Annotated in this window: 28 protein-coding genes; 21 read left to right on the top strand and 7 right to left on the bottom strand. The window is 62.8% G+C overall.

Translation table 11 applies throughout. The annotated features are described in order from the left end of the window. Positions 1–9: 9 nt before the first annotated feature. The gene (locus tag WDJ60_RS00820; protein WP_340097837.1) at positions 10–1,182 is read right to left on the bottom strand and encodes a helix-turn-helix transcriptional regulator; all 1,173 of its coding nucleotides are present in this window, start codon (positions 1,180–1,182) and stop codon (positions 10–12) included. A gap of 153 nt (positions 1,183–1,335) precedes the next feature. Between WDJ60_RS00820 and WDJ60_RS00815 the strand changes: the two genes are divergently transcribed. Next, a complete protein-coding gene (locus tag WDJ60_RS00815) occupies positions 1,336–2,610 on the top strand; it encodes a DUF7094 domain-containing protein (protein ID WP_340097836.1) in 1,275 nt (424 codons plus the stop codon). Between the two features lie 5 nt (positions 2,611–2,615). Here the strand turns inward: WDJ60_RS00815 and WDJ60_RS00810 are convergent, their stop codons facing one another. Then, positions 2,616–3,239 (bottom strand): methyltransferase domain-containing protein, encoded by a 624-nt coding sequence (locus tag WDJ60_RS00810; protein WP_340097835.1) that lies wholly within the window; start codon positions 3,237–3,239, stop codon positions 2,616–2,618. 179 nt (positions 3,240–3,418) lie between these two features. Here WDJ60_RS00810 and ahaH point away from each other — a divergent pair, with 179 nt between their 5' ends. The 14 genes from ahaH to WDJ60_RS00740 all read left to right on the top strand — a co-directional run bounded on the left by ahaH (position 3,419) and on the right by WDJ60_RS00740 (position 15,808). Next, entirely contained in the window at positions 3,419–3,751 is a 333-nt protein-coding gene (gene ahaH, locus WDJ60_RS00805; RefSeq protein ID WP_340097834.1) for an ATP synthase archaeal subunit H, read from the top strand. Continuing rightward, positions 3,738–6,008: a V-type ATP synthase subunit I gene (locus tag WDJ60_RS00800; RefSeq protein ID WP_340097833.1), complete on the top strand. Its 2,271-nt coding sequence runs from the start codon at positions 3,738–3,740 to the stop codon at positions 6,006–6,008. Before ahaH ends, WDJ60_RS00800 begins: the two co-directional genes overlap by 14 nt. Before the next feature lie 246 nt (positions 6,009–6,254). Beyond that, the gene (locus WDJ60_RS00795; RefSeq protein ID WP_302081685.1) at positions 6,255–6,527 is read left to right on the top strand and encodes a hypothetical protein; all 273 of its coding nucleotides are present in this window, start codon (positions 6,255–6,257) and stop codon (positions 6,525–6,527) included. 25 nt (positions 6,528–6,552) lie between these two features. Next, positions 6,553–7,134, top strand: coding sequence for a V-type ATP synthase subunit E (locus WDJ60_RS00790; protein WP_340097832.1), 582 nt, complete (start codon positions 6,553–6,555; stop codon positions 7,132–7,134). Next, entirely contained in the window at positions 7,131–8,204 is a 1,074-nt protein-coding gene (locus WDJ60_RS00785) for a V-type ATP synthase subunit C (protein WP_340097831.1), read from the top strand. The genes WDJ60_RS00790 and WDJ60_RS00785 overlap by 4 nt, the downstream gene beginning before the upstream one ends. Continuing rightward, positions 8,201–8,524 (top strand): V-type ATP synthase subunit F, encoded by a 324-nt coding sequence (locus tag WDJ60_RS00780; RefSeq protein WP_340097830.1) that lies wholly within the window; start codon positions 8,201–8,203, stop codon positions 8,522–8,524. The genes WDJ60_RS00785 and WDJ60_RS00780 overlap by 4 nt, the downstream gene beginning before the upstream one ends. Further along, complete coding sequence (locus WDJ60_RS00775; protein ID WP_340097829.1) at positions 8,525–10,291, top strand: ATP synthase subunit A; 1,767 nt, start codon at positions 8,525–8,527, stop codon at positions 10,289–10,291. 2 nt (positions 10,292–10,293) lie between these two features. After that, positions 10,294–11,703, top strand: a complete 1,410-nt coding sequence (locus WDJ60_RS00770; protein WP_340097828.1) for an ATP synthase subunit B — start codon at positions 10,294–10,296, stop codon at positions 11,701–11,703. 108 nt (positions 11,704–11,811) lie between these two features. Continuing rightward, positions 11,812–12,582 carry a bacteriorhodopsin gene (locus tag WDJ60_RS00765; protein ID WP_340097827.1) on the top strand — a complete coding sequence of 257 codons (771 nt, stop codon included), beginning with the start codon at positions 11,812–11,814 and terminating at the stop codon, positions 12,580–12,582. A 51-nt stretch (positions 12,583–12,633) separates the two neighbouring features. After that, positions 12,634–13,368, top strand: coding sequence for a lycopene cyclase domain-containing protein (locus WDJ60_RS00760; RefSeq protein ID WP_340097826.1), 735 nt, complete (start codon positions 12,634–12,636; stop codon positions 13,366–13,368). After that, the gene (locus WDJ60_RS00755) at positions 13,359–14,399 is read left to right on the top strand and encodes a Brp/Blh family beta-carotene 15,15'-dioxygenase (RefSeq protein WP_340097825.1); all 1,041 of its coding nucleotides are present in this window, start codon (positions 13,359–13,361) and stop codon (positions 14,397–14,399) included. Before WDJ60_RS00760 ends, WDJ60_RS00755 begins: the two co-directional genes overlap by 10 nt. Before the next feature lie 51 nt (positions 14,400–14,450). After that, complete coding sequence (locus tag WDJ60_RS00750) at positions 14,451–14,660, top strand: hypothetical protein (RefSeq protein ID WP_340097824.1); 210 nt, start codon at positions 14,451–14,453, stop codon at positions 14,658–14,660. Positions 14,661–14,686: 26 nt separating this feature from the next. After that, complete coding sequence (locus tag WDJ60_RS00745; RefSeq protein WP_340097823.1) at positions 14,687–15,379, top strand: V-type ATP synthase subunit D; 693 nt, start codon at positions 14,687–14,689, stop codon at positions 15,377–15,379. A gap of 36 nt (positions 15,380–15,415) precedes the next feature. Further along, on the top strand, positions 15,416–15,808 hold the full coding sequence (locus WDJ60_RS00740) for a DUF6276 family protein (RefSeq protein ID WP_340097822.1): 393 nt from the start codon (positions 15,416–15,418) through the stop codon (positions 15,806–15,808). Positions 15,809–16,031: 223 nt separating this feature from the next. On the opposite strand, the gene prf1 is transcribed toward WDJ60_RS00740, so the two are convergent. Further along, positions 16,032–17,279 carry a peptide chain release factor aRF-1 gene (gene prf1, locus WDJ60_RS00735; protein WP_340097821.1) on the bottom strand — a complete coding sequence of 416 codons (1,248 nt, stop codon included), beginning with the start codon at positions 17,277–17,279 and terminating at the stop codon, positions 16,032–16,034. 149 nt (positions 17,280–17,428) lie between these two features. Between prf1 and WDJ60_RS00730 the strand changes: the two genes are divergently transcribed. Next, positions 17,429–18,232: a MinD/ParA family ATP-binding protein gene (locus WDJ60_RS00730; RefSeq protein ID WP_340097820.1), complete on the top strand. Its 804-nt coding sequence runs from the start codon at positions 17,429–17,431 to the stop codon at positions 18,230–18,232. Positions 18,233–18,318: 86 nt separating this feature from the next. Here the strand turns inward: WDJ60_RS00730 and WDJ60_RS00725 are convergent, their stop codons facing one another. The 3 genes from WDJ60_RS00725 to WDJ60_RS00715 all read right to left on the bottom strand — a co-directional run bounded on the left by WDJ60_RS00725 (position 18,319) and on the right by WDJ60_RS00715 (position 21,567). Next, complete coding sequence (locus tag WDJ60_RS00725; protein WP_340097819.1) at positions 18,319–19,128, bottom strand: alpha/beta fold hydrolase; 810 nt, start codon at positions 19,126–19,128, stop codon at positions 18,319–18,321. A gap of 104 nt (positions 19,129–19,232) precedes the next feature. After that, complete coding sequence (gene argS, locus WDJ60_RS00720; protein ID WP_340097818.1) at positions 19,233–20,990, bottom strand: arginine--tRNA ligase; 1,758 nt, start codon at positions 20,988–20,990, stop codon at positions 19,233–19,235. Between the two features lie 112 nt (positions 20,991–21,102). After that, positions 21,103–21,567, bottom strand: a complete 465-nt coding sequence (locus tag WDJ60_RS00715; protein WP_340097817.1) for an HTH domain-containing protein — start codon at positions 21,565–21,567, stop codon at positions 21,103–21,105. 219 nt (positions 21,568–21,786) lie between these two features. On the opposite strand from WDJ60_RS00715, the gene twy1 reads away from it, so the two are divergent. From twy1 to WDJ60_RS00690, 5 genes are all read left to right on the top strand, one after another. Further along, positions 21,787–22,767, top strand: a complete 981-nt coding sequence (twy1, locus tag WDJ60_RS00710) for a 4-demethylwyosine synthase TYW1 (protein ID WP_340097816.1) — start codon at positions 21,787–21,789, stop codon at positions 22,765–22,767. A 146-nt stretch (positions 22,768–22,913) separates the two neighbouring features. Beyond that, positions 22,914–23,426: a metal-dependent hydrolase gene (locus WDJ60_RS00705; protein ID WP_340097815.1), complete on the top strand. Its 513-nt coding sequence runs from the start codon at positions 22,914–22,916 to the stop codon at positions 23,424–23,426. 111 nt (positions 23,427–23,537) lie between these two features. Then, on the top strand, positions 23,538–24,806 hold the full coding sequence (locus tag WDJ60_RS00700) for a PH domain-containing protein (RefSeq protein WP_340097814.1): 1,269 nt from the start codon (positions 23,538–23,540) through the stop codon (positions 24,804–24,806). Positions 24,807–24,866: 60 nt separating this feature from the next. Then, positions 24,867–25,415, top strand: a complete 549-nt coding sequence (locus WDJ60_RS00695; protein ID WP_340097813.1) for a peptidylprolyl isomerase — start codon at positions 24,867–24,869, stop codon at positions 25,413–25,415. Between the two features lie 246 nt (positions 25,416–25,661). Further along, positions 25,662–26,003 carry a ferredoxin gene (locus tag WDJ60_RS00690; RefSeq protein WP_340097812.1) on the top strand — a complete coding sequence of 114 codons (342 nt, stop codon included), beginning with the start codon at positions 25,662–25,664 and terminating at the stop codon, positions 26,001–26,003. 12 nt (positions 26,004–26,015) lie between these two features. Here the strand turns inward: WDJ60_RS00690 and WDJ60_RS00685 are convergent, their stop codons facing one another. Further along, a complete protein-coding gene (locus WDJ60_RS00685) occupies positions 26,016–26,555 on the bottom strand; it encodes a DUF7974 family protein (RefSeq protein WP_340097810.1) in 540 nt (179 codons plus the stop codon). Between the last annotated feature and the right edge of the window lie 3 nt (positions 26,556–26,558).

Here is a 26,558-nt window from a genome sequence, read left to right as displayed (position 1 = left end):
ACGACGCTGTCACTCTTCGAAGTCGGTGATGTCTTGGTCGGGGAACGAGATGAGATTCTCCCGACCGATGCGGAGTTTGTTTATCTCACCCGCTTCTTCCATCGAGGAGAGTAACTGCGACACCTTCGCGTTCGACCAGTTCGTCTCCTTGACGATGTTTGCCTGTTTCATCCGCCCGCCGTTCTGCTCGAGCAGGCGCTCGACGCGTTCCTCATCGCTGAGCAACTCCTCGTCGATGGCGTCGCTCTCGCTCCCGTCGTCGCTCTCGGCGACTGGTTCTTCAGTCGTGGATTCGCCGGCCGCTGGCGTCGCCGGCGCGGCCGGTCCGCCGTCGGATGAGTCCGTTGGCGGTTCGCTTCCGCCACCGGGCGCGTCGAGAATGTCGCCGTCTCGGACGAGCAGGTAGCCGACGAGGCCAGCACCGAGCATTGCCAGCCCGAGCCACAGGAACGAACTGGTGTTGTTCCCATCAGGTGGGGGCGCAGTCGTCCCGGTCGTCACACCCGGCGTCGTCGTTCCCGGGTCGATATCGCCGGTCTGCTCGAACGTGGCACTGAGTGTGGTGTCCGTGAAATCGCGGGGCCCGGTCCACTGGATCGTCCCGTTCCGGAGTGTCACGGAGACCGAGGCATCGAAAAAGCGGTACCCCTCCGGTGGGATGATGATGAGTTGCTGGTCCGCCGAGAGCCCGTCGAGCCACCGCGGACTGGTCGCGAACACGTCGTCGACGTGGAACGTGTCCGATTCTATCCGTCCGAAGTCCGTCCAGGTGAACGAAATCGAGAGCTGCCCCGTGCCATTCGTCGCCGTCCCAGTCCGTGAACTCTCCCGTGTGATGTCCGTGATAGTCATCTCCCGATTCGTCGACTCACTGGCCAGCTGGCTCGCACGCTGGTAGGCCGCCAGTCCGAGGTCGTCGGTCTGTCCGTCTTCGAAATCGCTCGCTACGTCGTCGAACGCTTCGGTTTCGTTTCGCGAACTGAGAGTGAACGTTTTGGTTATCGTCCACCGAGCGTCCCCATCTTGCTGGAGATCGACGACCATCGTCTGTGACGCTGACAGTTCCCCGGTAGTCTGGGATTGTTTGTCTGTCGGCCCGGTCGAGGCCATCCCGGGGACGACTGCCACTGCACTCAGCACTACGAGGCTGAGAACGAGCAACGCACGCGGCCCCGAGACCATATCATCGTGTGCTTCGCCTGACGGCAAAACCCTTTCCATCCGGCAATAAAACGTTAAAATCGCTCGTAAACCGTCTCGGCGTCACTGAACCGCTCGTTCACCAGTCGAAGAAGGGACTAATTTTTGTAGGCGGGGTTGGTATAGGGAGGGTAGATGTCTCGGACGTTCCTGCTACTCGGGCTCGTCGCCCTCGCGGTTGCTGTTCTCAGCGTCGGTGCCGCTGGTCACCCGCCACCACCAGCTCTCGACGACGATACGTCACCGGCGCTCCTCGGTGAGCAGCCAACGCGCGTCGTCAACGTGGCGAATACCACGAACTACCTGTTCCCCGATACGAATCCCGACCGTCAGGAGTACGTCCGCGCAAGCGTTGACGTCGGGAGTGCCGTCGACACCAGCGCGACCCAACTAGAGGGGGCCCACCGGACCGAGACGTTCGACAGGCGGCTCGCGAGCCAGTCGGACGACGCCGACAGAAAACTCGCCGTCGTCGAACAAACCGTCGCCGACGCGGAGGCGCGGATGGCGCGACTCAACGCCACGCAGGAATCGCTCTATCGGTCGTACAACGACGGCACCCTCTCCCGACAGCAGTTCCTCCGACAGCTCGTGCAGCTGGAGGTCCGGGCGACCGAGTACCAGCGGTATCTCGACCGGGTCGAAGCCAGCGCGGAGTCCGAGTTCGGGAACTCGCTTCCAGTCTCGCTCGAGAATCGGTTCTCGAGACTCCAATCTAACGTCGCTACGCTTCCGGCCCCACTCAGCCAGCGTGTCCGCGAGTCGGTGGTCGGCAACGCCGAGCCGCTGGTCGTCTACACCGAGGGAGCCGACGATGCGCTCGTCCTCGCGACTGTCGACGGACCGACGTTCCGCCGACAGGCCACGCTGTTGAGCGAGCATCAGCCCGGCGCGCCCGACCAGTTCGAGGAGGGCGACCAGCAGGCCATCGCGCAGGTCGTCGAACGCACAACCGAACTGTACCCGTGGGCGTACTCGAACGACCAGCAGTTCTCCCGGCGCATCGAATCCGCCGGACCGACGACCAGTATCTACCGTATCGAAGCAGACCACCCGCAGGGCAGTCTGTCGTCGTATCTCAGCGGCTCGACGACCAACGCCTTTCACGAGATACAGACGCTCGACCCGACCGAGATTCCGGTTTACAGGACTGTGTCCAACGAGACTGCCGACCTCAACCTGACGGTCACCACGACGACAGAATCCGGACCGATGCGGGTCAACCTGTCCACGCCGGGCGGGATCACGCAAAACGGGACGGTGCTGGTCGACGGCCAGCCCGTCGGGACGACGGGTGACGACGGTCGTCTCTGGACTGTCCGTCCCTCCGGGTCGTTCACGCTGACGGCTGCCAGTGAGAACGGCACCGAGGTCTCACTCAGGCGAACACAGTTTATCCGGTCGGGATAGGGTTTCTACTCGTCTGAGACCTGTGCAATCGTCGTAATCGCGCGCGGACTCCCGGGCCGCGCTTGCTGGATGTGGTGTTCGAACTCGGTGTAGCCGGCTTCGGTGAACATCCGGTCGGCTTCTTCCTCGTCGTAGAACAGCATGATGGCGTCGGCCATCTTCTGAAAGACGGTGTTGTTGGGGTAGTCGGGTCCGACGACGAGAACCTGTCCGCTGGGTTTCGTCACGCGCCGGAGTTCCCGGAGCGCGGTGACGGGGTTCGGCCAGTACTCGATCGAACCGGAGGACCAGACGACGTCGAAGGTGTCGTCGGCGAAGGGGAGCCGTTCGGCGTCCCCGCGGTGGAACCGGACCGGGCCGCGTTTGCCGAACTTCGCGTACGCCTTCTCTAGCTGGTGGGCACTCTGGTCGAGGCCGTATACGTTGTCAGTCTCGGTCAGCAGTGCTTCGGTCGCGAACCCGGTGCCACAGCCCACGTCGAGGACGTGGTCGTCGGGCCCGATGTCGAGCATCCCGATTGCCTCGTCGCGCATCTGCTCGTTCCAGATGAAGGGGTTGATGCGGTCGTAGACCTTCGAGAGGTACTTGTAGAACGTCCGGGCACGTGACTTGTTTTCAAGGACGCCCATCGACCCGAGTTTGGGCCCTCACCGTGATAATACCCCGGATTTCGGCCACAGAGCCGCGGCAGGGTTCGCCTCGCCGGGGAAGACTGCCCTCTCTTCGGGGGAGCGGGGCGTTCCCACACGCACGAGGAGGCTTCGCAACTATGAAATAGGCGTTCGTGGTACATCCGGACGATTGAGGAATGCCAGAGACACAGGTACTCGAGCGCATCAAGGACGCCGAGCGTGAGGCCGAGGAAATCGTTGCCGAAGCCGAACAGGAGGCCGACGAGCGCATCCAGGAGGCCCGCGACGAGGCCGACCGGATTCGCGAGGAAGCCCGCGAAGAGGCCGAGGCAGCGGCCACCGAGCGTCTCGACGATGCCAACGCCGACATCGAGGAAGAGCGAGAGGAAATCCTCGCGGAGGGCCGAACAGAGCGCGAGAGCCTCGAAACGGCCGCCGAGGAGCGCGTCGACGACGTGACTGACTACGTGATAGACCTGTTCGAGGAGGCGGTACATGCTCAGACCTGAACGGATGAGCCGCGTCTCGGTGACCGGGTCCAAACGCGTCATCGACGATGTCATCGAGACGGTGCACGGCCTCCGACTGCTCCACGTCACGGAGTACGACGGTTCGTGGGAGGGCTTCGAGCCCGGCAACCCACAGAAGGGTGCCGACGAGGCATCCGGAAAGCTCGTGACGGTTCGCGCGCTGAAGTCCACGCTCGGAGTCACCGAGGAGGACGCCGGTCCGAGCAATCAGATCGTCACCGGCGAGGCTCTCGAGGAACAACTCGAAGAGATTCGCCAGGAGGTCAACGAACTCGACGACCGACGTGACGAGCTCCGCGGTGACCTCCGCGCTGTCGAGGAACAGATCGACACGATGGAGCCGTTCGTCGATCTCGGCATCGACCTCGACTTGCTCCGGGGCTACGACTCGCTCACGGTGCGGGTCGGTCAGGGTGACGCCGAGACGGTCTCCGGTGCACTCGTCGAGAGCGATATCGACACGTTCGAGGTGTTCTCCGAAGCCGGCACCGTCGCCGTCTTCGCACACACCGACGAGGACGCTCTCCAGGACGTACTCGTCAACGCGAACTTCACCGCAATCGACGTTCCTGAAGGCGACGGCGACCCGTCGGAGTATCTCGGAGAACTCCGTCACCGGAAACAGCAACTCGAATCGAAGCTCACCACCATCGAGGACGAACTCGAAGAGATGCGCCTCGATGTCGGTGGCTTCCTGCTCGCGGCCGAGGAGGAACTGACCATCGAGGTGCAAAAGCGGGAGGCACCACTCACCTACGCGACGACAGCGAACGCCTTCGTCGCAGAGGGATGGATTCCCTCCGAACAGGTCCCCGAGTTCGAGAGCGCACTCCACGACGCGGTCGGCGACCACGTCGAGATTGCGGAACTCGAACGGGCCGAGTACGACGACGACGGTCACGTCGTCGACCACGAACAGATCGAACAGGGCGGCGAGCCCGGAAGTCAGCCGACTGCCGCGGACGGCGGCGACGAAGACGTGACTGCTGATGGTGAGCAGAACGCTCGCGCAGATGGTGGAACGGTCACCATGGGTGCAGACGACCCGCCGGTCGTGCAGGACAATCCCGGCAGCGTCAAACCCTTCGAGGCGCTGGTCGAGGTCATCAACCGACCGAAGTACTCGGAACTCGACCCGACGCTTATCTTCTTCCTGACGTTCCCGGCCTTCTTCGGGTTCATGATCGGCGACCTCGGATACGGGATTCTCTATATGGGGCTTGGCTACTGGCTCATTCGCTCCTTCGACAGCAACATCGTGAAGAGTCTCGGTGGCGTCGGGGTGTGGGCCGGTGGCTTCACGGCCATCTTCGGTGTCCTGTACGGCGAGTTCTTCGGGCTCCACCAGCTCGGCGAAATCGTCTGGGGCGGCAACCCGCCGATTCACAAGGGACTCCAGCCTCACTACGTCTACTACGCCTACGCGTGGCTGCTGGTTAGCGCAATCGCTGGCGTTCTCCACCTGGTCGTGGGACGCATCTTCGATTTCGTCAACAACCTTCACCACGGCGTCGGGACCGCGCTCCTCGAGAGCGGCTCGTGGATACTGATGACGGTCAGCCTGTGGGTGTGGGTCTTCACCCGCACTGCCACGGCCGCGAAGCCTGACTTCATGTGGGAAGTGTTTGCCACCGCGGGCGCGGCGAACCCGGTAACCGGCGAGACCATCGAGGCTGTTGCCCTGCCGCTTGGCTTTACCGGCTTCGAGCGCGTTGGCCTGTTTACCATCCCGCTGGGCGGATTCGACCTCGTGGTCGACCCCGCACTGCTCGGGACCTTCCTCGGGCTGGCGCTCATCATCGTCGCCGAGGGTGGCATCGGCCTCATTGAGTCCATCACCGAGACGTTCGGACACGTCATCTCCTACACGCGGATTGCGGCAGTCCTGCTGGCGAAAGCCGGCATGGCACTGGCCGTGAACCTGCTCGTGTTCGGTGCGACCTTGCACAACGGGGAGTTCCACTTCATCTTCTTCATGGATGAAGCACCGAACCCCAACGAGGTCGTCTTCAGCGGACTCGTCAACGGGGAGGGTGCGGCCGCGCTCATCGGCGGCGTCATCGCCGGCGTGCTCGTCCTCGTGCTCGGTCACCTGCTGGTGCTCGTTCTGGGGATTACCTCGGCGGGCCTGCAGGCAGTGCGCCTGGAGTACGTCGAGTTCTTCGGGAAGTTCTACGAGGGCGGCGGCAAGGCCTACATGCCGTTCGGCCACGACCGCGAGTACACGAGCGACTGAGAACTTCTCTGGGCGGTTTTCACCCAGAGCCGACGTGTTTTGCGTGTCTGTTTTCTATATTTTACCTACGTGGGTAGTAAAATCTCAGTTCCCTTGCGGGCGAGGTCTGGTATCAGTTGTCATCCGCCTTCGAGAGGACCGCTAAACCGTCTAAAACGCCTTCTGACGAAGCAGTTTGGGAAGTTTTATGACTATGGTGGGGCGACATACGCCTGTTCGAAACCAGAACCTGAGGACTACAAAATTATGAGTGCACTCGCAACTACGTTGAGCGTCGTACTGGCTAACGCAACTGAAGGAGCAGTCTCTGCAGCACCCGCAATCCCCGCGACGGCTGCGGCGGCACTGGCAGTCGGGCTGGCTGCACTCGGAGCCGGCTACGCAGAGCGTGGCATCGGTTCCGCAGCAGTCGGAGCAACAGCGGAGGACGGAGACATGTTCGGTCGGGGCCTGATTCTCACGGTCCTTCCGGAGACGCTTGTCATCCTGGCACTGGTCGTCGTGTTCCTCACGCTGTAAGCGCCCCCTTTCTCGAATATCATTCATGAGCCTCGATACAGTCGTAGAGGACATCCGAGACGAAGCGCGCGCGCGTGCGGAGGAGATACGCGCCGAGGCCGATTCGGAGGCCGAAGAGATACTCGCGGAGGCGAAAGCCGACGCAGAGCAGATTCGCGAAGACCACGAACAGGAAGTCGAGCGCGAAATAGAACAGAAGCGCGAACAGGCCCTCTCCAGCGCGAAACTGGAGGCAAAGCAAAGCCGTCTGGAAGCGCGGCGCGATATCCTCCAGGATGTCCGTGCCGAGGTCGAGACGGCGATTGCGGAACTCGAAGACGGTCGTGAAGAGCTGACTCGGGCGTTGCTCGACGACGCCGCGACGGAGTTCGACGACGACGCGACGGTTCGCGTGTACGGTCGCGCCGCCGACGAGGAGCTGCTGGAGTCGATCCTCGACGAGTACGACGGCTTCGAGTACGCCGACGCGTACGACTGCCTCGGTGGCGTCGTCGCAGAGAGCGAACAATCCCGAGTTCGCGTCAAAAACACCTTCGACTCCGTGCTGGAGGAGGTGTGGGAGGACAACCTCCGCGAAATCAGCGAACGGCTGTTCGAAGACCAATGAACACGCTTACCGACCAGAACCAGGGCGCAAGCAACTACGAGTACGTTATCGCTCGTGTCCGGTCACGTCGTGCGTCGCTGTTCGACGACGACGACTACCGGAAGCTCGTCCGCATGGGGACGAGCGAGATCGCTCGCTTCATGGAGGAAACCGAGTACGAGACCGAGATGAACGCGCTCGGCTCTCGCTACTCGGGTGTCGACCTCGTCGAGTACGCGCTCAACCGGAATCTGGCGAAACACTTTGACGACTTGCTGGAGTGGTGTGATGGTCGGTTGTACGACCTCGTCGCACGATACCTCCGGAAGTTCGACGCGTGGAACGTCAAGACAGTCATCCGTGGGCTCTACTCCGGAGCCGACCGCGAGGACATCGAAGACGATCTTATCCGTGCCGGTGAGTTCTCCGACAGCCAACTCGACCAGTTGCTGGCAGCCGAGTCCATCGACGACGCTGTCGGGGTGCTCTCGGGGACGATGTTCGAAGACGAACTCACAGCGGCACTGGAAGACTACGAAGACACCGGCACGCTGGTCGCACTGGAAAACGCAGCCGACCGTGCGTTCTACGAGACGCTGCTGTCGGGGATGCCGGACACCGTCGAGAGCGACTCGCCGACCGGCCTTTATCTCGAATTCCTCCGTGGAGAGGTCGACTTCCGGAACCTCCGGAACGCACTCCGGATCGCCCGGAGTGGCGCAGACATCGACCCCGCGGAGTACTTCATCACTGGCGGTCGGCTGTTCGACGCCGCGGAGATGAACCAGCTCGTCGGCAACCTCGACCAGCTGGTCGAGCACATTCGCCAGAGCGTGTACGGTGACGAACTGGACGACGCGCTCAACCAACTGGCCGACGCGGACGCCCTCATCGAGTTCGAGCACGCACTCGATGCGGCGCTCCTGGAGTATGCAGACCGGCTGGCAAACCGGTACCCGATGTCGGTCTGTTCGGTCCTCTCGTATGTCCTCGCAAAGGAGCGCGAGGTCGACAACATCCGCGCCATCGCGCGTGGTCGAGAGGCCGGACTCGAGCCAGACGAAATCGAACAGGAACTGGTGATGCTATGAGTCAGGAAATCGCAGTTATCGGGTCTCCGGATTTCACCACCGGATTCAGACTCGCCGGCGTCCGCAAGTTCGCCGAAATTCCGGATGACGAGAAAGACGTCGAACTCGACGACGCGGTCGAGGAGATGCTGACGGACGACGATGTCGGTATCGTCGTGATGCACGACGACGACCTGGACCACCTCTCGCGTGGTGTGCGCCAGGACGTCGAGACGAGCGTCGAACCAGTGCTGGTGGCACTGGGTGGCGGTACGGGAAGCAGCGGCCTGCGAGAGCAGATCAAACGAGCCATCGGAATCGACCTGATGGAGGAAGACTAAATGAGTCAAGCAACAGAGTCTGACGTCCGTGAAGACGGCGTCATCGAAAGCGTAAGTGGCCCCGTCGTGACCGCGAAGGATCTCGACGCGCGGATGAACGACGTTGTGTACGTCGGTCACGAGGGCCTGATGGGCGAAGTTATCGAAATCGAAGGGAACCTGACCACAATTCAGGTGTACGAGGAGACCTCCGGTGTCTCCCCGGGCGAACCCGTCGAGTCGACGGGAGCGCCCCTCTCCGTCGACCTCGGTCCGGGCATGCTGGACTCCATCTACGACGGCGTCCAGCGACCGCTGGACGTGCTCGAAGAGAAGATGGGTTCGGCGTTCCTCGACCGCGGTGTCGACGCGCCGGGTATCGACCTGGAGAAGACCTGGGAGTTCACTCCCGAGGTCGAGGAAGGCGACGAGGTCGAAGCAGGCGACGTCGTCGGTATCGTCCCCGAGACGGCGAGTATCGACCACAAAGTGATGGTCCCGCCGGATTACGAGGGCGGCGAAGTCGTCGCCGTCGAGTCGGGGAATTTCAACGTCGAGGAGACGGTCGTCGAACTCGACAACGGCGAAGAGATTCAGATGCGCCAGGAGTGGCCGGTCCGTGAGGCCCGTCCGACCGTCGACAAGGAGACGCCGACGGAGCCGCTCACGTCCGGACAGCGCATCCTCGACGGCCTGTTCCCGCTCGCGAAGGGTGGGACGGCCGCGATTCCCGGTCCGTTCGGGTCGGGCAAGACCGTCGCACAGCAGTCCCTGGCGAAGTTCGCGGACGCGGACATCGTCGTCTACATCGGCTGCGGCGAGCGTGGCAACGAGATGACGGAGGTCATCGACGACTTCCCGGACCTGCCGGACCCACAGACCGGGAACGCGCTGATGGCCCGGACCTGCCTCATCGCCAACACGTCGAACATGCCCGTCGCAGCACGCGAATCCTGCGTGTACACGGGGATCACCATCGCGGAGTTCTACCGCGACATGGGGTACGACGTGGCGCTGATGGCCGACTCCACCTCACGGTGGGCAGAGGCCATGCGTGAAATCTCCTCCCGACTCGAAGAGATGCCCGGTGAGGAGGGGTACCCGGCCTACCTGGCCGCCCGTCTCAGCGAGTTCTACGAGCGAGCCGGCTACTTCGAGAACATCAACGGTACCGAGGGCTCCGTGAGCGTCATCGGCGCTGTCTCGCCGCCCGGCGGGGACTTCTCCGAGCCGGTGACCCAGAACACGCTGCGTATCGTCAAGACGTTCTGGGCGCTGGACGCGGACCTCGCAGAACGGCGTCACTTCCCGGCGATCAACTGGGACGAATCCTACTCGCTGTACCGGGAACAGCTGGATCCGTGGTTCACGGAGAACGTCGCCGACGACTGGCCCGAACAGCGCCAGTGGGCGATCGACACCCTCGACGAAGAGGGTGAACTGCAGGAGATTGTCCAGCTCGTCGGGAAGGACGCGCTGCCGGAAGACCAGCAGCTCACGCTGGAAGTCGCCCGTTTCCTCAAGGAAGCGTGGCTCCAGCAGAACGCGCTGCACGACGTCGACCGGTACTGTCCGCCCGAGAAGACCTACGAGATTCTTGGCGCAATCAAGACGTTCAACGACGAGGCCTTCGACGCGCTGGACGCCGGTGTCCCGGTCGAAGAAATCACCGACATCGACGCACTCCCGCGCCTGAACCGTATCGGCACCACGCCGGACGACGAGGCCGAGGCGTTCGTCGAGGACCTCGAAGCGGACATCACAGAACAGCTCCGCGCACTCTACTAACAATGAAAGAATACCAAACCATCACGGAAATCAGCGGACCGCTGGTCTTCGCAGAGGTCGACGAGCCGGTCGGGTACGACGAGATCGTCGAAATCGAGACCGCCGACGGCGAGGTTCGCCGCGGACAGGTACTCGACACCTCGAGCGGGACCGTCGCAATCCAGACCTTCGAGGGAACCGGCGGCATCGACCGCAACTCGTCGGTGCGCTTCCTCGGCGAAACCATGAAGATGCCCGTCACTGAGGACCTCCTCGGTCGCGTCCTCGACGGGTCGGGCAACCCCATCGACGGCGGCCCGGACATCGTGCCGGACGAACGCCGGGACATCGTCGGCGAGGCGATTAACCCCTACTCCCGGGAGTATCCCGAGGAGTTCATCCAGACCGGCGTTTCGGCCATCGACGGCATGAACACGCTGGTTCGCGGCCAGAAGCTCCCGATTTTCTCGGGTTCGGGACTCCCGCACAACGACCTCGCACTCCAGATTGCGCGCCAGGCGACGGTGCCAGAGGAAAAAGAAGGCGAGGGTGAGGAATCCGAGTTCGCAGTCATCTTCGGCGCGATGGGAATCACCGCCGAAGAGGCAAACGAGTTCATGGACGACTTCGAGCGCACCGGCGCACTCGAACGCTCCGTCGTCTTCATGAACCTCGCAGACGACCCGGCAGTCGAGCGAACGGTCACGCCGCGACTCGCGCTGACGACCGCCGAGTATCTCGCCTTCGACAAGGGGTATCACGTGCTGGTCATCCTGACGGACATGACCAACTACTGTGAGGCCCTGCGTGAAATCGGTGCCGCGCGTGAGGAGGTCCCGGGCCGCCGTGGCTACCCCGGATACATGTACACTGACCTCGCACAGCTCTACGAACGCGCCGGCCGTATCAAGGGCCAGGAGGGGTCTGTCACGCAGATTCCCATCCTGACGATGCCCAGCGACGACATCACGCACCCGATTCCGGACCTGACCGGTTACATCACTGAGGGGCAGATTCTCATCGACCGTGACCTGAACAGTCAGGGCGTCGAACCGCCGGTCAACGTGTTGCCGAGCCTTTCGCGGCTGATGGACGACGGTATCGGCGAGGGTCTGACCCGTGGCGACCACGGTGGCGTCTCCGACCAGATTTACGCTGCCTACGCAGAGGGTGAGGACCTGCGCGACCTCGTGAACATTGTCGGTCGTGAAGCGCTCTCCGAGCGTGACAACAAGTATCTCGACTTCGCGGACCGCTTCGAAGACGAGTTCGTCGAACAGGGGTACGATACCAATCGCTCCATCGAGGAGACGCTCTCGATCGGCTGGGACCTCCTCTCGATGCTCCCCCGCGAAGAACTCAACCGTGTCGACGAGGAGAACATCGAGAAGTACTACACCGAAGACGAGGAAGCTGTCGAAGCGAACGCATAACCTGTCTGTTACTCTTCGTTTCTTTCGTCCGTTCAGTCGTCCGTCAGTGCCGGAACCCAAAATATAGGGTATGTAGCTTAGACTTGTCGTTTCCCTAGCACATCACGTATGGTATCAGCTAGCGAAATCAGCGGACTGGTCGAAGCGTCGCTGTGGGTCGGCACAGTGGGGATGTTCGTCGGGATGGTGTACTTCATCGCGAAGGGTTGGGGAGAGAAAAACGAGCGGATGCAGGAGTTTTTCATCGTGACGATTTTCATCGCCGCGATAGCGTTCGTGAACTATCTGGCGATGGCGCTGGGGTACGGTGTCACAGAGGTCATGGTCGACGGCGAGGCGAAGGTCATCTACTGGGCCAGATACACCGACTGGTTCTTCACGACACCACTGTTGTTGCTCGACCTCGGGTTGCTCGCGGGCGCGACACGGAACGAACTGGCGACGCTGGTCGGGCTCGACGCCGCGATGATCGGTACTGGTGTGCTCGCGACGCTGACCGGTGACGGTGCCGGCTCGATCGGTGCCCTCGGAGCGGGTGCCCAGCGTCTCATCTGGTGGGGCGTCTCGACGGCGTTCATGCTGGTGTTGCTGTACCTGCTGTTCGGGAGTCTCACCGACAAGGCCGAAAAGTTGGGCGGCAAAGCGACTTCGAAGTTCAAGACGCTCCGAAACCTCATCGTCGTGATCTGGGCAATCTACCCGGTGTGGTGGCTCATCGGGACTGAAGGACTCAGTGTCCTCCCGGGCCTCGGTATCGAAACCGCCGGGTTCGCGGTGCTGGACCTGACGGCGAAGATCGGATTCGGGATCATCCTGCTGTCCAGCCGCGAAGCGCTGGACCAGGCGACGACCGGTGCGACCGCCGAAGCCGCCGACTAACCGCATCGATTACAACCATCGCGGTTTTCGTACAACTACACCCGGGAGTCCATGCTTTCACAAGTCACGTATCTCCAGTTCCTCGCCGTGTTCGTCGGGCTCCCACTCTCGGTGCTCGCAGTCGGGAGCGTCGTCTCCCGTCGGCCCGGACGCGCACCGCTTCGGATTCAGGCCGGTGGAATCGCACTGTTGGTCGGTCTCGCGCTCGTGTACACGACGCCGTGGGATAACTACCTCATCGCACGCGGCGTCTGGTGGTACGGTGACGGCGTGGTGTCGATGCGCATCTGGCAGATGCCGCTCGGTGAGTATCTGTTCGTCGCCGTCCAGTCGGTGCTCGTCGGCGTCTGGACGTTCCGGCTCGACGGTCCCGTCGACGCTACCGTTGGTCACACCTGGCGTGACCGACTGCTCGGTGTCAGTGCAGGCGCGGGTGTCGCTCTCGCCGGCCTGGCCCTGGTACTCGGTCCGGCGGCGACGTTTTACATGGGCGCGATTTTCGTCTGGGCCGGGCCGGTCCTGGCGCTGCAGTGGGGCGTGGGCTGGCGCTATCTCCTCGCAGTCCGGCGTCGCCTCGCCGTGATGGTCGCCGTCCCGGTGGTCTACCTGTCAAGTATCGACAGAGTCGCCATCGAGTGGGGGCTGTGGACGATTTCGCCGACGTACTCGACGGGGCTGACGGTCGGCGGCTTGCCACTCGAAGAAGGCGTTTTCTTTCTGGTCACGTCACTGTTCGTCGCGCAGGCGCTCGTCTTGCTTCGGTGGGTGATCGCACGATGGGGCTAGACACTGTCGCCGACCAGACCGCACGGGCGGCGCTGGGAAAGGCCGCTGCACTCCTGGGGTGGTTTCCGCTCGCTGCGCTGGTGCCGCTGTCCTTGCTCGTCGGCGAGTTGCCGGCGACAGTCCGGTACTTCCCGCTCGTTGCGAGTGTCGTCGTGTTCGGAATGCCCCACGGAGCCGTCGATTACGTCGCGTTGCCGCGAGCGCGTACTGGCCGTGTCGACCTCCGCGGCATCTTCGACGTGTCCGTGTTGTATCTCGTCGCCGGCGGGGCCTACCTGGCGCTGTGGTTTCTGGTGCCGGCCCTCGCGGCGGCGCTTTTCATCGTCCTGACCTGGTTCCACTGGGGACAGGGTGACCTCTACGCGCTGCGGGATCTCTTCAGGACTGACCACATCGACGACTTTCCCCAGCAAGCGCTGACCGTCGTCGTCCGTGGCGGGCTGCCGATGCTCGTTCCGTTGCTCGGTTTCCCAGCTACCTACCGGGCGGTCGTCGACACCTTCGTCGCTCCGTTCGGCGGATCGGCAACGGGGTGGTGGCTGTTCGAACCCCGAGCGCGGCTGGTATTCGCGGGTATCTTTGGGACTATTACTATCATCGCGCTCGCGCGCGGGTTCGCACGCGCGCGGGACCGCCGCCGCTGGCGACTCGATGCCGCCGAAACCACCTTTCTGTGGGTGTACTTTATGCTGGTGCCACCGATTCTGGCGGTGGGGACGTACTTCTGTCTGTGGCACTCCGTGCGCCACATCGCGCGGGTTGTCCTGCTGGACGAGCGGTCGGTCGACGACCTCGCGGGCTGGCGCTGGCTCCCGCCGCTCGGCCGGTTTGCACTCGAAGCGGCTGTCCCGACGGCACTCGCGCTCGGTTTCGTCGGAGTGCTGTGGTGGGGGACCGGTGGGACCGTCGAGACGCTGGCCGGCGCGACCGGCCTGTATCTGGTCGGTATCGCTGTGCTCACGCTGCCACATACGGTTGTCGTGACGGCCCTCGATCGGCATCAGGGCATCTGGACCTGGCCCGGGAGGTGACGCGCTCACGAAACCCCCGAGGTTACGGTTCTACAGGTGGTACTGCTGGCAATGCCTGCAGACGACATCGTGCTGTTGAGTGCTCGCAACTCCTTTCTTGTTCTCATTCTGCTGTTGCTCGGTATCAGCACCTACCAGTTCTACACGATTCAGGGGGTTACGACGCCGGTCGCGGCGATGTGGGTGACGGCAGCGGGCGTGTTCTACCTCTCGAAGTGGTATTACAAGCGAAACGGTGCCGCCGAGACTGAAAAGGATTAACTGAGTGGCTCTGGTACTGTCGGCCAATGGCTAAGGACGTCAAGCCCACTCGGAAGAACTTGATGCAGATCGAGGACCGCATCGAGCTCTCCGAGCGGGGCCACGATACGCTGGAAAAAAAGCGCGACGGGCTCATCATGGAGTTCATGGACATCCTGGATCAGGCCCAGGACGTTCGGTCGGACCTCGACGACAGCTACGACCGCGCCCAGCGAGCTATCGACATGGCGCGTGCGATGGACGGCGACGTGGCCGTCCGTGGGGCCGCCGCCGCACTCAAGGAGCACCCCGAACTGACGACGCAGTCGAAAAACATCATGGGTGTGGTCGTCCCGCAAATCGAGTCCTCGAAAGTCCGGAAGGACCTCGACGAGCGCGGCTACGGTGTGCTCGGGACTAGCGCTCGTATCGACGAGGCCGCAGACGCCTACGAAGAACTCCTGGAGAACATCATTCTCGCTGCCGAAGTCGAGACGGCGATGAAGAAGATGCTCGAAGAAATCGAGACGACAAAGCGCCGCGTCAACGCACTGGAGTTCACACTCCTGCCCGACCTCAAGGACAACCAGGAGTACATCGAGCAGAAACTCGAAGAGCAGGAACGCGAGGAGATCTTCCGCATGAAGAAGATCAAGGCCAAGAAAGAAGCGGAAGAGCGCGCCGAGCGCGAGGCCGAAAAAGAGGACGAGGCCGAAGAGCCCGTTCCTGCCGACGACTGACCCGTTCTTTTTCTCGCTGGCTGCGCACAGTTCAGTATGGACTGTCCCGACTGTGGGAGCGAGACGCTCTCCGTTGCCGTCCCCGAGCAGTATCGTGAATCGCTTCCGGGCGAGGAGATCGGCGTTGCACTCTGTACGCACTGCCTGGCGATGCATCCGACCGACCAGCAACTGTCGGAGACACCGGACTTCCAGCAGATCAGTGACGCACTCCCGTCGAACCGCGAGGCAGCGTTGCCGATGGTGTTGCTCGTCGGCCTGCTCCCGAATCTGGCGCTCTACCGAGCGGAAATTAGCGACCTGCTCGGCGCGGTCGAACGCGCTGGGACGGACCCGCTGCTGGTACTCGACCGACTGGCACACGACCCCTCTCTCGACCCCGCGACTGACCTCGCCGGTCGTCGCCGGCAACTCGAACAACTCATCTAATATCCCATACCTGTTTGGTACAACCCATACATGTGTTTCTGTTGAATCATTATTTGCGACATCAGTACTGATGTCGTGTGACGCATTCCGCGAGGCGTCGTCGTCAGTTCGAGTCTCACCCACAGGTGACCCTCTCCCCCCTCACCCCCTCCGGTTTTTGGCTCACTTCGACCGACGGAGCGTCAGCTGTCGGTCACTGTGAAACACGCTGGTCGAACGGCAGCTAGATGCCGGTCGAGTAGCGGAGTAGCCCGGCGACGCCACCGAAGGCGTTGAGCAACTGTTCGCCCTTCTCGAAGTCCGTCGAGACGAACATCGTCTCGGTCCCGCGCTGGTTCGCGATTTCCATCAGGTGGTCGATGGCGTCCTCGCGCTCGCCCTCCTCGACTTCCTCGCCACACCGCGAACAGGTGTGTGTCGGTGTCGTCGCGTTCCGGTCGACGAGTTCGCGTTCGTCGTGACCCTGGCTACACTCGTAGGTAACGACATCCTGGCGGAGGTCCTCGCTGATAAGCAGGCGGTCGACGGCCCCCATCACGAGATTCTCGCGGGTCTGCTCGAAGCCGTAGGTGGCCTGGTTCCCGTCGTGGAGTTCCTCGAAGAACTCCTCCATGACCTGCTTGTCTTCGAGCATCTCGTGTTCGGCCAGCACCTCGCTGGCAGCGTCCACGAGGTCGTGCAGTCCCGACTCGTCGGTGTAGGCCACGTCGAACTTCCCGAGCACCATGTCCTGGAGTTCGTGGTGGAGATAATCACCGTCGAGGAACTCGTCTTTGGTCGGTGAGGGACCGCCGACGAGGATACCGTCCATGTCGTGGCGTTCGGGGACGAACAGCTCGTTTGCCATCCCGGCGACTTCCTGATAGAAGTTATCGATAGCTTCGAGTCGCAGGCGGGCGAACCGCTGTGCGGACTGGCCACCTTTGCGCTGTTTGCCGGGCACCAGCGAGGAGGCGGATTTGACGGGGTCGACGCGCTTGCCGCGCAGCCACCCGACGTTCGCTTCCCGCCGGTCCAGCACGACGAGGCCGAAAAGGCCCTTGTCGGCCAGCATCTCCTCTAACGGTTCGGTCAGAAACTCCGAATCGCAGTGGTAGCGAAACGACTCGACGGGCTGGGGCGGACTCTCCAGGACCCGCGTAATCATATCGGTCTGGCCGCCTCCGGCGTCGATAGCGCCCGAGAAGAGGACCATCCCGTTCTCCGGTGGGTTGTTCCCGTAGTACTTCAGGCGGTCCTTGATACTCTTGAGTGCGTCCTGGACGTTTGTTCGGGTGTCCTTGGACTTGATGTTGCTCGCTTCGGAGTGTTCCTGCGTGACGTGGGCGACGACGTCGCTAATCATACGCTCTTCCGGGACGTAGATCGTCACTAGCTGGGTCCCGGACCCGCGGTAATCCTTGAGTTCCTCGATTACCTTCCGGAACTCGTATTTTTGTTTGTCCGTCTGCTCGGCGTCGGACTCGCTCATCACCCATATTTGGCGAGAGCCGTGTAAGTAACTGTTGACCTCTGGAAACCCTGTGGCCCGCTCTCACTGTGAAACACGCCGCAGAGTGGTTCGGGCGAACGACGGACGGGTTTATAGTACTCCCCGTTGTTGGACCTATACAACAAACGATGGCGGGGTACGTCTGTACTATCGCGGGCGGGAAAGGCGGCGTCGGGAAGACGACGACGGCGGTCAATATCGGGGCTGCCCTCGAAGCGAACGGCTACGACACGGTGGTGGTCGATGCCGACCTCGGGATGGCCAACCTCGGCGCGATGCTCGGGATCGAGTACGACAGCAGCCTTCACGAGATTCTCGCCGGGAACGCGACCGTTAGCGAGGGACTGACCGACGCCCAGGGCGGCGTGACGATTATCCCGGGCGAACAGAGCCTCGAAGCCTTCGCCGAGGCCGACCCCGCGAAGCTTCGGAAAGTCATCAAGACGCTGCGCAACGCCTACGACGTCGTGCTCGTCGACACCGGTGCGGGGCTCTCACACGAGACGACGGTCCCGCTCGGTCTCGCCGACGGCATCCTGCTGGTGACGACGCCCGACGACGTGGCCGTCGCAGACACCGTCAAGACGGCTGAGCTGGCCGGCCGCGTCGACGGCGAAATCATCGGCGGCCTGGTCTGCCGGGTCACCCGCAACACCGACGTGGAGGGCATCGCCGAGCAGTTCGAGTTCCCGACGCTCGGTGTCATCCCGGTCGATCTCGAGGCGACGGAGAACGAACCGCTCGTCCTCAACGCTCCCGACAGCGAGGCTGCAGAAGCCTACCGACAGCTCACCGCTGTGCTGGAGGGCGTGTTCTTCGAGAGCGTCCCCGCCGGTGACGCCGATATCGTGTTCGACGAGGAGTGGTTCGTCGACGAAGAAGAAGACGTCGAAGAGGAGAGTTCAGGCGGCCGGTTCGGATTCTTCGGCTGAGGCTCTGTTTGAATACGCTCGGATAGTGATTCAGATGGCGTGCTGAGTAGAGAGAGTATATTGGGTACTAGATCCGATATTCGTGACTAGTCGTTTGCACAGTGATCGAGTTCGAGACAGAGCCACTCAGCGATCTCTATCGCGAGTCGGCGGTGGGCTTCTGGAGTCGAAATCTGTGCGGGTTGGCCGCCGCGCTGGCCGCTGTACCAGCCGGCCTGTGAGTGGTTCATGCCCTCGATACGACTGACTGTGTGGTCCGGCGGAAGGTTCTCGCGGTTGGCCGCGAATCGATCGTGATCAAGCACCGCGTCTCGCGTGCCGACAACGGCTATCGTCGGCGTCTCCCCGACTGGCCGGTCACAGTACGAGCCGACGAGGACGACCCCCTCGACTGTGTCGTCGTTATTTCCGGCGTACCGACACGCCATCGCACCGCCAAGGGAGTGACCACCGACTACCCATCGGGAGACCTGCGATTCGCCTTCGATGACTGCATCTGCTCGCCCCTGGGAGAAGACCGCGAGGTTCACGCGCATCTTTGGGATCACGACCGTGACGTTCGCGCGCTCGGCGATCCGAGCCGCTGTCGGAAGATACGCGTCAGGTGCAACCCGTCCGCCCGGGTAGAAGACGAGTCCCAGGCGCTCAATGTCGGGGTCGGCGTCCGACACGACGTACCCGCCGTAGGCCTCAGTCACGGTGACGTTCGCGTCCGCTCGAACAGACTCTCGAACGTCGTCGGGTGCGTGGTGGGCGAAGACGCCGAAGTACGCATAAAACCCGACTCCGGCGAGGATAGTGACAACGGCGACAACCGCGAGAGCTCGGATCGCGACGCGCCGTAGCGACCGCTCCACGACCCACTGGTGGATGTCGTTCCGAGACGGGGCGTTCATACCGTGAGTCCACGCCGGGCCACAGTATCAGTTTATTGTCGTCGCGGAGTGAGACACTGGGACACCAGAATCCATCTGCTGATAGTCAACGCGACCTCGGCTGATTACATCGACTCTGGCGCTTCGACGCCGAGTGTGTCGAGCGCGTTCGCAATCGTCGTCCGCGCTGCAGCGACGAGTGCCAGTCGTGCCGCCCGCGTTTCTTCTTCGGCGTCGAGAACGGGACACTCCCGGTAGAAGGCGTTGAACGCCTCGGCGAAGTCGCGGGTGTACGTGGCGACGACGTGGGGCTTGAGTTCGTCTGCGGCCTCCTCGATGACCGCGGGCAGGCGTGCGATGGTCCGGAGTAGGTCCTCTGCTTCGGGTTCGACGAGCGCGTCGGCGTCGACGGCATCACCGCTCGGTACGTCGTGGCCCGCCGCACTTGCCTCGTCGAGGATCCCGCAGGCGCGCGCGTGGACGTACTGGACGTAGGGGGCAGACTGGGCCTCGAAGTCGAGGGCGCGCTCCCACTCGAAGGTGATCCCCTTGGTCGGTTGTTTGGAGACGATGTCGTAGCGGACGGCCCCGATGCCGACCTGGTGGGCGATGCGTTCGACGTCGTCCTCGTCGAGTTCGTCGTTGCGGATGCGCTCGCCGATGCGGTCTTCGACTTCCTGGCGCGCCCGCGAGATGGCCTCGTCGAGCAGGTCGTCCAGGTCGATGCCGGTCCCCTCACGTGTACTCATGCCGCCTTCGGGGAGGTTCACCCACGAGTAGTGGACCGTCGAGAGGTGGTCCGTGTCGTGTCCGAGCTGCTCCAGCGTGGCTTTTAGCTGGTCGGCCTGGAGCTTGTGGTCCTCACCGAGGACGGTGACTGCCTCGTCGTAGTTCTCGAACTTCCACTCGTGGTGGGCGAGGTCACGCGTCGTATACAGCGAGGTGTCGTCCGCACGCAGGAAGACGAGGTTCTTCTCGATGTCCTCGAAGGTGAGTTGCCAGGCGTCCTCCTCGTACACTGCGCCGTCGAGTTCTTTCAGCCGTGAGACGACGTCGTCGGTCGACCCGTCCCGCATGAAGCGGGTCTCCTTGACGAACTCGTCGAACTCGGCGGGGAGCCGTTCGAGCGTCTCGCGCATCCCGCCGAGAACGGTGTCGACGACCTCGCTGACACGCTCGTAAGTTTCCTCGTCGCCCGCTTCGAGCCCCTGGAGGATGGCCTGAATCTCGTCTTCGGCGTCCTCGACGCGGTCGGGGTCTGCCTCTTCGAGGAAGCTGTTTCCCTTCCGGTAGTAGCGGACCATCTCGTACTCGGGGGACTCTCGCTCTGGCTCCGGGAGGTCGGATTCGTCGAACGTTTCGTAGGCCCAGGTGAAGACGGCGATCTGGCGGCCGGCGTCGTTGACGTAGTAGTGGCGTTCCACGTCGTAGCCGGCGTACTTGAGGACGCGGGCGACGGCGTCGCCGATGATGGGGTTGCGGGCGCGCCCGACGTGAACGGGACCGGTCGGGTTGGCGCTGGTGTGTTCGACGACGACGCTCGTCTCGCGGTCCGGGAGGTGGCCGTAGTCGTCGGTCTGTGCGCTGTCGAGCGTGTCCACGAAGTAGCGAGCACTCGGCAGGAAGTTCACGTACGGTCCCTGGGTCTGGATGCTGTCGATGTAGGTCAACACGTCGGCGTCGATGGCGTCTGCCACCTCACCGGCAACCTGCGGTGGCGGTGCGCCGGCCTCGCCGGCGAGCCGATAGGCCACGCTCGACGCCAGCACGGCGTCGACGTCGGCCGGTGGCTCTTCGATGCCGAGGTCGTCGGTCGGAAAGTCGAGGGCCGTGAGGGCGTCTTCCAGGGCGTCCTCGACCTCCGCGCGCATCGTGAGGAACATACCGTTCCTTTCAAACCGTCCGGTATAGGGGTAACGGGTTCGGGCGAGCAGTTAATTTTCCTGTCACGCTTCCGACTCACCTCTCAGCGTATCGAACCGTCACGGCGGGACCCTATCGCGGTTGTTGGGCCGACACTGACTCTTTCAGATTCAGTATCGACTCTCCTGCTTCGAGTATGCGCAATCCGTCCTCGACGGTGTACGCCGTTCCTTCGAGGGTAATTGGATAGATACCGGCGATCTCGCCTTCATCACGGGCGACGAGCGAGACGACCGGTAGCGTCAGGGAGTCGCCCTGTCCAGGCATCGCGCCGGGGTGTTCTTCGATGAACGGTTCCAGCGAGAAGCCGTCCCGTTCAGCTAACTCGACGAGTTCACAGACCACGTCGGGACAGCCACCGCTGAGCGGACCGGCGCTGTGGGGTGGACAGACGCGCGGACTCCACCAGACGACTTCTACATCGACGACACCATCGTTTTCTAGTATCGCCAGGCGGTCGAGCACTTCCTGCTGGCGCTCCTGGACTTCCGCTGGTGTGAACGGCCGAAGACAGACCTGTAGCTGGAGTGGATTCATAAGAACTAGACGCTCTCTCAGAGCATAACTGTATCTGCAGTATTCCTACCTCCCAGTCTCGGTCGGCATCCACCCGGTCACGGTCCATTCAACGCTTTTACTGACCGCATGGGTGTTCGAGGGTGGGGGCAACTATATTTCTGCCAACCGAATCGTGAACGAGTCGTAACCGGGTGGACAGCAGCGGGTTTTTGCCGCTGGGTATCCCACTTCACTGCAATGAGTGAATCGGACGGGGGTCCAAAACAGGTCGACGACCCGGCCTACCACAGCGAGAACCACACGGCCGCCCAGACCTGCGGGTGGACGAAGAACGCGCTCCGCGGTGAGGGGAAGTGTTACAAGAACATCTTCTACGGCATCGAGTCCCACCGCTGTATCCAGATGACGCCCGTCGTCAAATGCAACGAGCGGTGTGTCTTCTGCTGGCGAGACCACCAGGGCCACGCCTACGAACTGGGCGATGTCGAGTGGGACGACCCATCGGCCGTCGTCGACGCCTCGCTCGAACTCCAAACGAAACTGCTCTCGGGATTCGGCGGGAACGACCAGGTCCCACGCGAACGCTTCGAGGAGGCACTGGAGCCGCGCCACGTCGCTATCTCGCTAGATGGCGAACCGACGCTGTATCCCTATCTGCCGGAACTCATCGAGGAGTTCCACGACCGCGACATCACCACCTTCCTCGTGTCGAACGGGACGCAACCCGACGTGCTCGAGAAGTGCGACCCCACCCAGCTGTACGTCTCCGTGGACGCACCCGACCGCAAGACCTTCGATTCGACGGTCAAGGCTGTCGAGGACGACGCCTGGGACCGACTCATCGACACGCTGGACGTACTCGCGGGGAAATCGGACACGCGGACGGTCATCCGGTCGACGCTGGTCAACGGCCACAACATGCACCATCCCGAGTGGTACGCGGCGATGTGCGACCGCGCCGACGCGGATTTCGTCGAGCTGAAAGCGTACATGCACGTCGGGCACTCACGGGGGCGACTGGACCGGGATTCGATGCCAGACCACGAGGAGGTCCGGGCCTTCGCTGAGGAGATGCAGCAGTACCTCCCCGAGCACGACGAACTCAAAGAGGTCGAACCCTCTCGCGTGGCGATGCTGGCTCGCGACCAGGAGACGTGGGTCCCGAAACTCGAGAAATCGAGCGAGTTCTGGGAGCGCGACCCGGTGGCGGAGTACTGAACCACTCTCTGTGGTCTGGTCGACCACCGTTTAGGCGGCTGCTACCGTATTTTAACGGCAATGAACATTTACCAATCGCTCTCTTTTGGTAGACGTGAGCATGGCCCACGGTTCGACCTCCGATAGAATCGAGGTGAACGGACGAGATGGTCGCTGACAGCATCCATATTCTCTTCGCGTTAGCGCTCGTCGCTGGTCTCCTCCGGACACGCCAGCCCACACCGTATCTCGTCGCCGCGCTTGCAGCCACGGTTCCTGACATCGACACATTCGTGTTGAGTCCGCTTCGCTACCGGGATATCTTGACGAGTGCCTTCTGGGCCCACCGTGGAATCACGCATTCGCTCACCGCGCTGGTGATGGTCGTCGTTGCCGCGTGGACCATCGGGCAGGAACTCCCTGCAGCCATCGCCTACAGCTCTCACCTCCTCGCTGACACCGCGACGGGCAGTACCATGCTTCTCGCCCCGTTCTCGTCGGAAGCGTACGGGCTACACTTCAGCTGGCTGCTCGGGAACGTCGTCGTCGGTCTGTTCTCTATCGTCCTGCTCGTTGGCTGGGTGCTCGTCTTGACCCTGAGCGACCCCCAAGAACGTACAGCCCCCGGCCCCCTCACAGCGGCCTACAGCCGCCTCCTCGACACGGTCCGAGACTGGTGACGCCGCCACGAGAGTGGCGCTGATACCGCCCGATTATCAGTATCTGGAATTGAATATCTGAAAACATTTATCGCAGATACAATCAAACCAACTGATAAGCGAGGCAGACCGATGGCTCACAGGGCAGGCACACTCCGGTCTCGCTTGCTGGGCGAGGACCGACCGACGAAACAGCGGATGGTCGAGGCGCTAGAGTCGCGTCTCGAAGAGACGGAGGCGGTCGAGTACCAACTGACCAGCAGCGGGAGTCTGACTCACGAAGGAACGGACGGCGACACGTACGAGAAAGGCGGCGGTGACGGGGGGCTGTTGCTCGCAGTGACCGACCGCAAACTCGTGTTCGTCATCGACACTCGCTCGGGACTGGAAACGGCAGACGTGCCCTACACCGACCTCAAGGACATCACCGCTGACAGCGGAATCTTGCGAACGACGCTCTCGGTGCGCGTCTGGGGACGGGGAACGTACTCGTTTCGCCCCGCGCAGCGCGACAGGGCAGAACAGGTTGCCGAGTTCGCCACGAACGGGAGTCACGCCTGGCAGCGCGTCGTCGCCGCGCTCCAGGACGCCCGACAGCACATCTCGACCATCGAGACGTACGTTCACGAGGGTCGGATGGACGACGCACGGGATGCCGAGAAGTCTGCCGAATCGAACCTGCGAACGGCCGAGACGCGCATCGGTGACGCCCGCCAAACGTTTCAGACGCCGCTCGAAGAGCGCTCCGAGCGCGTCGAGACCGAACTGGCTCGCACCTGGATGGAAGCCCGGTTCGAACGCGGCCAGGAGTTGCTCGAAGAGACGACTGTTCGTCCGACGACCGGCCAGTACGACGACGCGGCCGCGACGTTCTTGCGCACCCGCGAGCACTTCGAGCGCGCGCTGTCTATCGCCATCGAGGACGGCTTCGCGCTCGACAGCGAGATACAATCCGCCCTCTCGGACCTGCGGGACCGACTCCAGACGCTGCAATCGCAGCCGCTCGACCTGGCCGAGCGGTCCCTGGAGGCTGCGCAGACTGCCGACTCGCCGGAACGTGCCGTGGTCGCCTGGGAGGACACACTCACTCACTATCGCGAGGCGCTGGCTGCCGGGTGGGGGATGGCCGTCGATTTCGACGGGGAGACAGACGCGCTCCGGATGCAACTCGAGTGGGTCGTCGCCAACGTCGTACGCGAGCGCTGCCGACTGGCGGACCGTCTCGAAACCGAGGCCGACGCCCACTGCGATGCCGGAAATGCTCGGCAGGCGCGTGACCACTACCAGGGGGCGGCAGCACAGGTGGCGATGGCCCGTCGGCTCGCGACTCAGTACCAGGCGGGCGACGCCGATACACTCGCGGCCCGTCTCGACGACCTTCGGGAGAAGATAGCGGACTGATTTTTTGTCCCTTCGATGGTCATCACCAACGTTTTGCCTGCCGCTGCCCTTCCCAAACACATGAGTGACCTGACTGCAACGATACACACGTCCGAAGGCGATATCGAGGTCGAACTGTTCGACGAGCGCGCACCGACCACTGTCGAGAACTTCGTCGGCCTCGCGGAAGGCGCCGACGACTACGAGAACACCGAGGTCGGACTGGGAACCGGCGCGTGGGAGGACCCCGAGAGCGGCGAGAAACGCGTCGACCCGCTGTACGACGGCGTCGAGTTCCACCGCGTCATCGAGGACTTCATGATTCAGACCGGTGATCCCACCGGGACAGGTCGGGGCGGCCCCGGCTACCAGTTCGACGACGAGTTCCACGACGAACTGACTCACGACGGGCCCGGCATCTTGAGCATGGCAAACTCCGGTCCCAACACCAACGGCTCGCAGTTTTTCATCACACTCGACGCGCAGCCACACCTGGACGGCAAACACGCCGTCTTCGGTGAAGTGACCGACGGGATGGACGTCGTCGAAGCAATCGGCAACGCCAGCACGGACATGCACGATGCGCCGACGACGCCGATCACCATCGAGTCGGTCGAGGTTCACGACTAACACAGTCGAAGCCGAGCCACCCGAGCTCGCCGAAGTTGGCGACTCAGGCCCGTTCTAGCTGCTCGCTTTCGTCGACGAGTTCGTCGAGAACCGTCTCTGCCTTCTCGTCGTAGCCAGTCACACGCGGCGGTACCGCTCGGACGTGCCTAGGCGTTCAATCGAATGGATTCGCGAAAAACCCTGACTGTCGGCGGAGCCGGTTGTGTCGACCGACAGCGACAAACACGCTCGGAGAGTACTCCTGCTATGGACGCCGACGACGGGCCAATCGACCCCACGGAGATTGGCGAGCGGGACGCGCCCCCGGTCGACGAGAAGCCCTACAAGATTCTCTTCGAGGCCAACAAGTGCATCGGCGCTGGTAAGTGCGCGGAAGTGTCCGAGAACTGGGAGCTGGACCTCTCGACGGCTATTGCACAGCCGAATACGTACTTTCTGTCGGCAGATGAACTCGACGAGAACGTCCGCGCAGCGGAAGTCTGTCCGGCGAAAAAAGACCGCGGGGTCATCCACGTCATCGACCGGGAGACTGGCGAGGAGATAGCGCCCGACCCCGACGGTGACGGCACCGTTTCCGTCGACTGGTGACTACTCCTGTAATCAATCGGGACGGACGCGGACTGTTGTTGTGTCGGACAATCCCTTCTCGGCAGCGCCGTCGACGTTGAGGTCGACGCTGAGAGTGTACTCGCCGGGGTCGACGGGTTCCCACTCCGACGCTGTCACTTGAATCAGCTGTCGCCAGTTTCGGGTGAACCGCTTTCGCTCGTTGCGATCGAAGCTGAAGTACCGCTTCTCGTCGGGCGGGTGCTCGTAAACGCGTGACGCCTCCGGGAGTCCGTCGATTGCCCAGGTCCACAGCACCGGCGAGCGGGCCGGGATCGTCACCGGGAACGGCATCGTGTTCTCGATTTCGACGGCGAACGGGACTGGACTGCCGGCGTCGTACTCCGTTTCTGGCGTCGAGAGTGTCACGCTGAGCGCCCGGAACTGGAGCCACTGCGGAATGAGTAGCCGACTCACGAGGCCGCTCGGGACGGTTCGCATCGCCTCCGGGTCCGTCGTCTGGTCGCGCTTGTTCGGTTTGTGTGGGTCGTCGTTGTCACGACGAACCGCCGGTGAGTCGTAGATCCGTCGCACTGG

Origin of the sequence: Salinibaculum salinum (assembly GCF_037645885.1) — an archaeon.
GTDB lineage: Archaea > Halobacteriota > Halobacteria > Halobacteriales > Haloarculaceae > Salinibaculum > Salinibaculum salinum.
This window is presented reverse-complemented; position numbering and strand designations above follow the sequence as displayed.

Excerpts from the sequence above, each read along its gene's own strand:
- WDJ60_RS00820 (WP_340097837.1), bottom strand. The coding sequence starts at position 1,182 with ATGGTCTCGGGGCCGCGTGCGTTGCTCGTTCTCAGCCTCGTAGTGCTG.
- WDJ60_RS00815 (WP_340097836.1), top strand. The coding sequence starts at position 1,336 with ATGTCTCGGACGTTCCTGCTACTCGGGCTCGTCGCCCTCGCGGTTGCT.
- WDJ60_RS00810 (WP_340097835.1), bottom strand. The coding sequence starts at position 3,239 with ATGGGCGTCCTTGAAAACAAGTCACGTGCCCGGACGTTCTACAAGTAC.
- ahaH (WP_340097834.1), top strand. The coding sequence starts at position 3,419 with ATGCCAGAGACACAGGTACTCGAGCGCATCAAGGACGCCGAGCGTGAG.
- WDJ60_RS00800 (WP_340097833.1), top strand. The coding sequence starts at position 3,738 with ATGCTCAGACCTGAACGGATGAGCCGCGTCTCGGTGACCGGGTCCAAA.
- WDJ60_RS00795 (WP_302081685.1), top strand. The coding sequence starts at position 6,255 with ATGAGTGCACTCGCAACTACGTTGAGCGTCGTACTGGCTAACGCAACT.
- WDJ60_RS00790 (WP_340097832.1), top strand. The coding sequence starts at position 6,553 with ATGAGCCTCGATACAGTCGTAGAGGACATCCGAGACGAAGCGCGCGCG.
- WDJ60_RS00785 (WP_340097831.1), top strand. The coding sequence starts at position 7,131 with ATGAACACGCTTACCGACCAGAACCAGGGCGCAAGCAACTACGAGTAC.
- WDJ60_RS00780 (WP_340097830.1), top strand. The coding sequence starts at position 8,201 with ATGAGTCAGGAAATCGCAGTTATCGGGTCTCCGGATTTCACCACCGGA.
- WDJ60_RS00775 (WP_340097829.1), top strand. The coding sequence starts at position 8,525 with ATGAGTCAAGCAACAGAGTCTGACGTCCGTGAAGACGGCGTCATCGAA.
- WDJ60_RS00770 (WP_340097828.1), top strand. The coding sequence starts at position 10,294 with ATGAAAGAATACCAAACCATCACGGAAATCAGCGGACCGCTGGTCTTC.
- WDJ60_RS00765 (WP_340097827.1), top strand. The coding sequence starts at position 11,812 with ATGGTATCAGCTAGCGAAATCAGCGGACTGGTCGAAGCGTCGCTGTGG.
- WDJ60_RS00760 (WP_340097826.1), top strand. The coding sequence starts at position 12,634 with ATGCTTTCACAAGTCACGTATCTCCAGTTCCTCGCCGTGTTCGTCGGG.
- WDJ60_RS00755 (WP_340097825.1), top strand. The coding sequence starts at position 13,359 with ATGGGGCTAGACACTGTCGCCGACCAGACCGCACGGGCGGCGCTGGGA.
- WDJ60_RS00750 (WP_340097824.1), top strand. The coding sequence starts at position 14,451 with ATGCCTGCAGACGACATCGTGCTGTTGAGTGCTCGCAACTCCTTTCTT.
- WDJ60_RS00745 (WP_340097823.1), top strand. The coding sequence starts at position 14,687 with ATGGCTAAGGACGTCAAGCCCACTCGGAAGAACTTGATGCAGATCGAG.
- WDJ60_RS00740 (WP_340097822.1), top strand. The coding sequence starts at position 15,416 with ATGGACTGTCCCGACTGTGGGAGCGAGACGCTCTCCGTTGCCGTCCCC.
- prf1 (WP_340097821.1), bottom strand. The coding sequence starts at position 17,279 with ATGAGCGAGTCCGACGCCGAGCAGACGGACAAACAAAAATACGAGTTC.
- WDJ60_RS00730 (WP_340097820.1), top strand. The coding sequence starts at position 17,429 with ATGGCGGGGTACGTCTGTACTATCGCGGGCGGGAAAGGCGGCGTCGGG.
- WDJ60_RS00725 (WP_340097819.1), bottom strand. The coding sequence starts at position 19,128 with ATGAACGCCCCGTCTCGGAACGACATCCACCAGTGGGTCGTGGAGCGG.
- argS (WP_340097818.1), bottom strand. The coding sequence starts at position 20,990 with ATGTTCCTCACGATGCGCGCGGAGGTCGAGGACGCCCTGGAAGACGCC.
- WDJ60_RS00715 (WP_340097817.1), bottom strand. The coding sequence starts at position 21,567 with ATGAATCCACTCCAGCTACAGGTCTGTCTTCGGCCGTTCACACCAGCG.
- twy1 (WP_340097816.1), top strand. The coding sequence starts at position 21,787 with ATGAGTGAATCGGACGGGGGTCCAAAACAGGTCGACGACCCGGCCTAC.
- WDJ60_RS00705 (WP_340097815.1), top strand. The coding sequence starts at position 22,914 with ATGGTCGCTGACAGCATCCATATTCTCTTCGCGTTAGCGCTCGTCGCT.
- WDJ60_RS00700 (WP_340097814.1), top strand. The coding sequence starts at position 23,538 with ATGGCTCACAGGGCAGGCACACTCCGGTCTCGCTTGCTGGGCGAGGAC.
- WDJ60_RS00695 (WP_340097813.1), top strand. The coding sequence starts at position 24,867 with ATGAGTGACCTGACTGCAACGATACACACGTCCGAAGGCGATATCGAG.
- WDJ60_RS00690 (WP_340097812.1), top strand. The coding sequence starts at position 25,662 with ATGGACGCCGACGACGGGCCAATCGACCCCACGGAGATTGGCGAGCGG.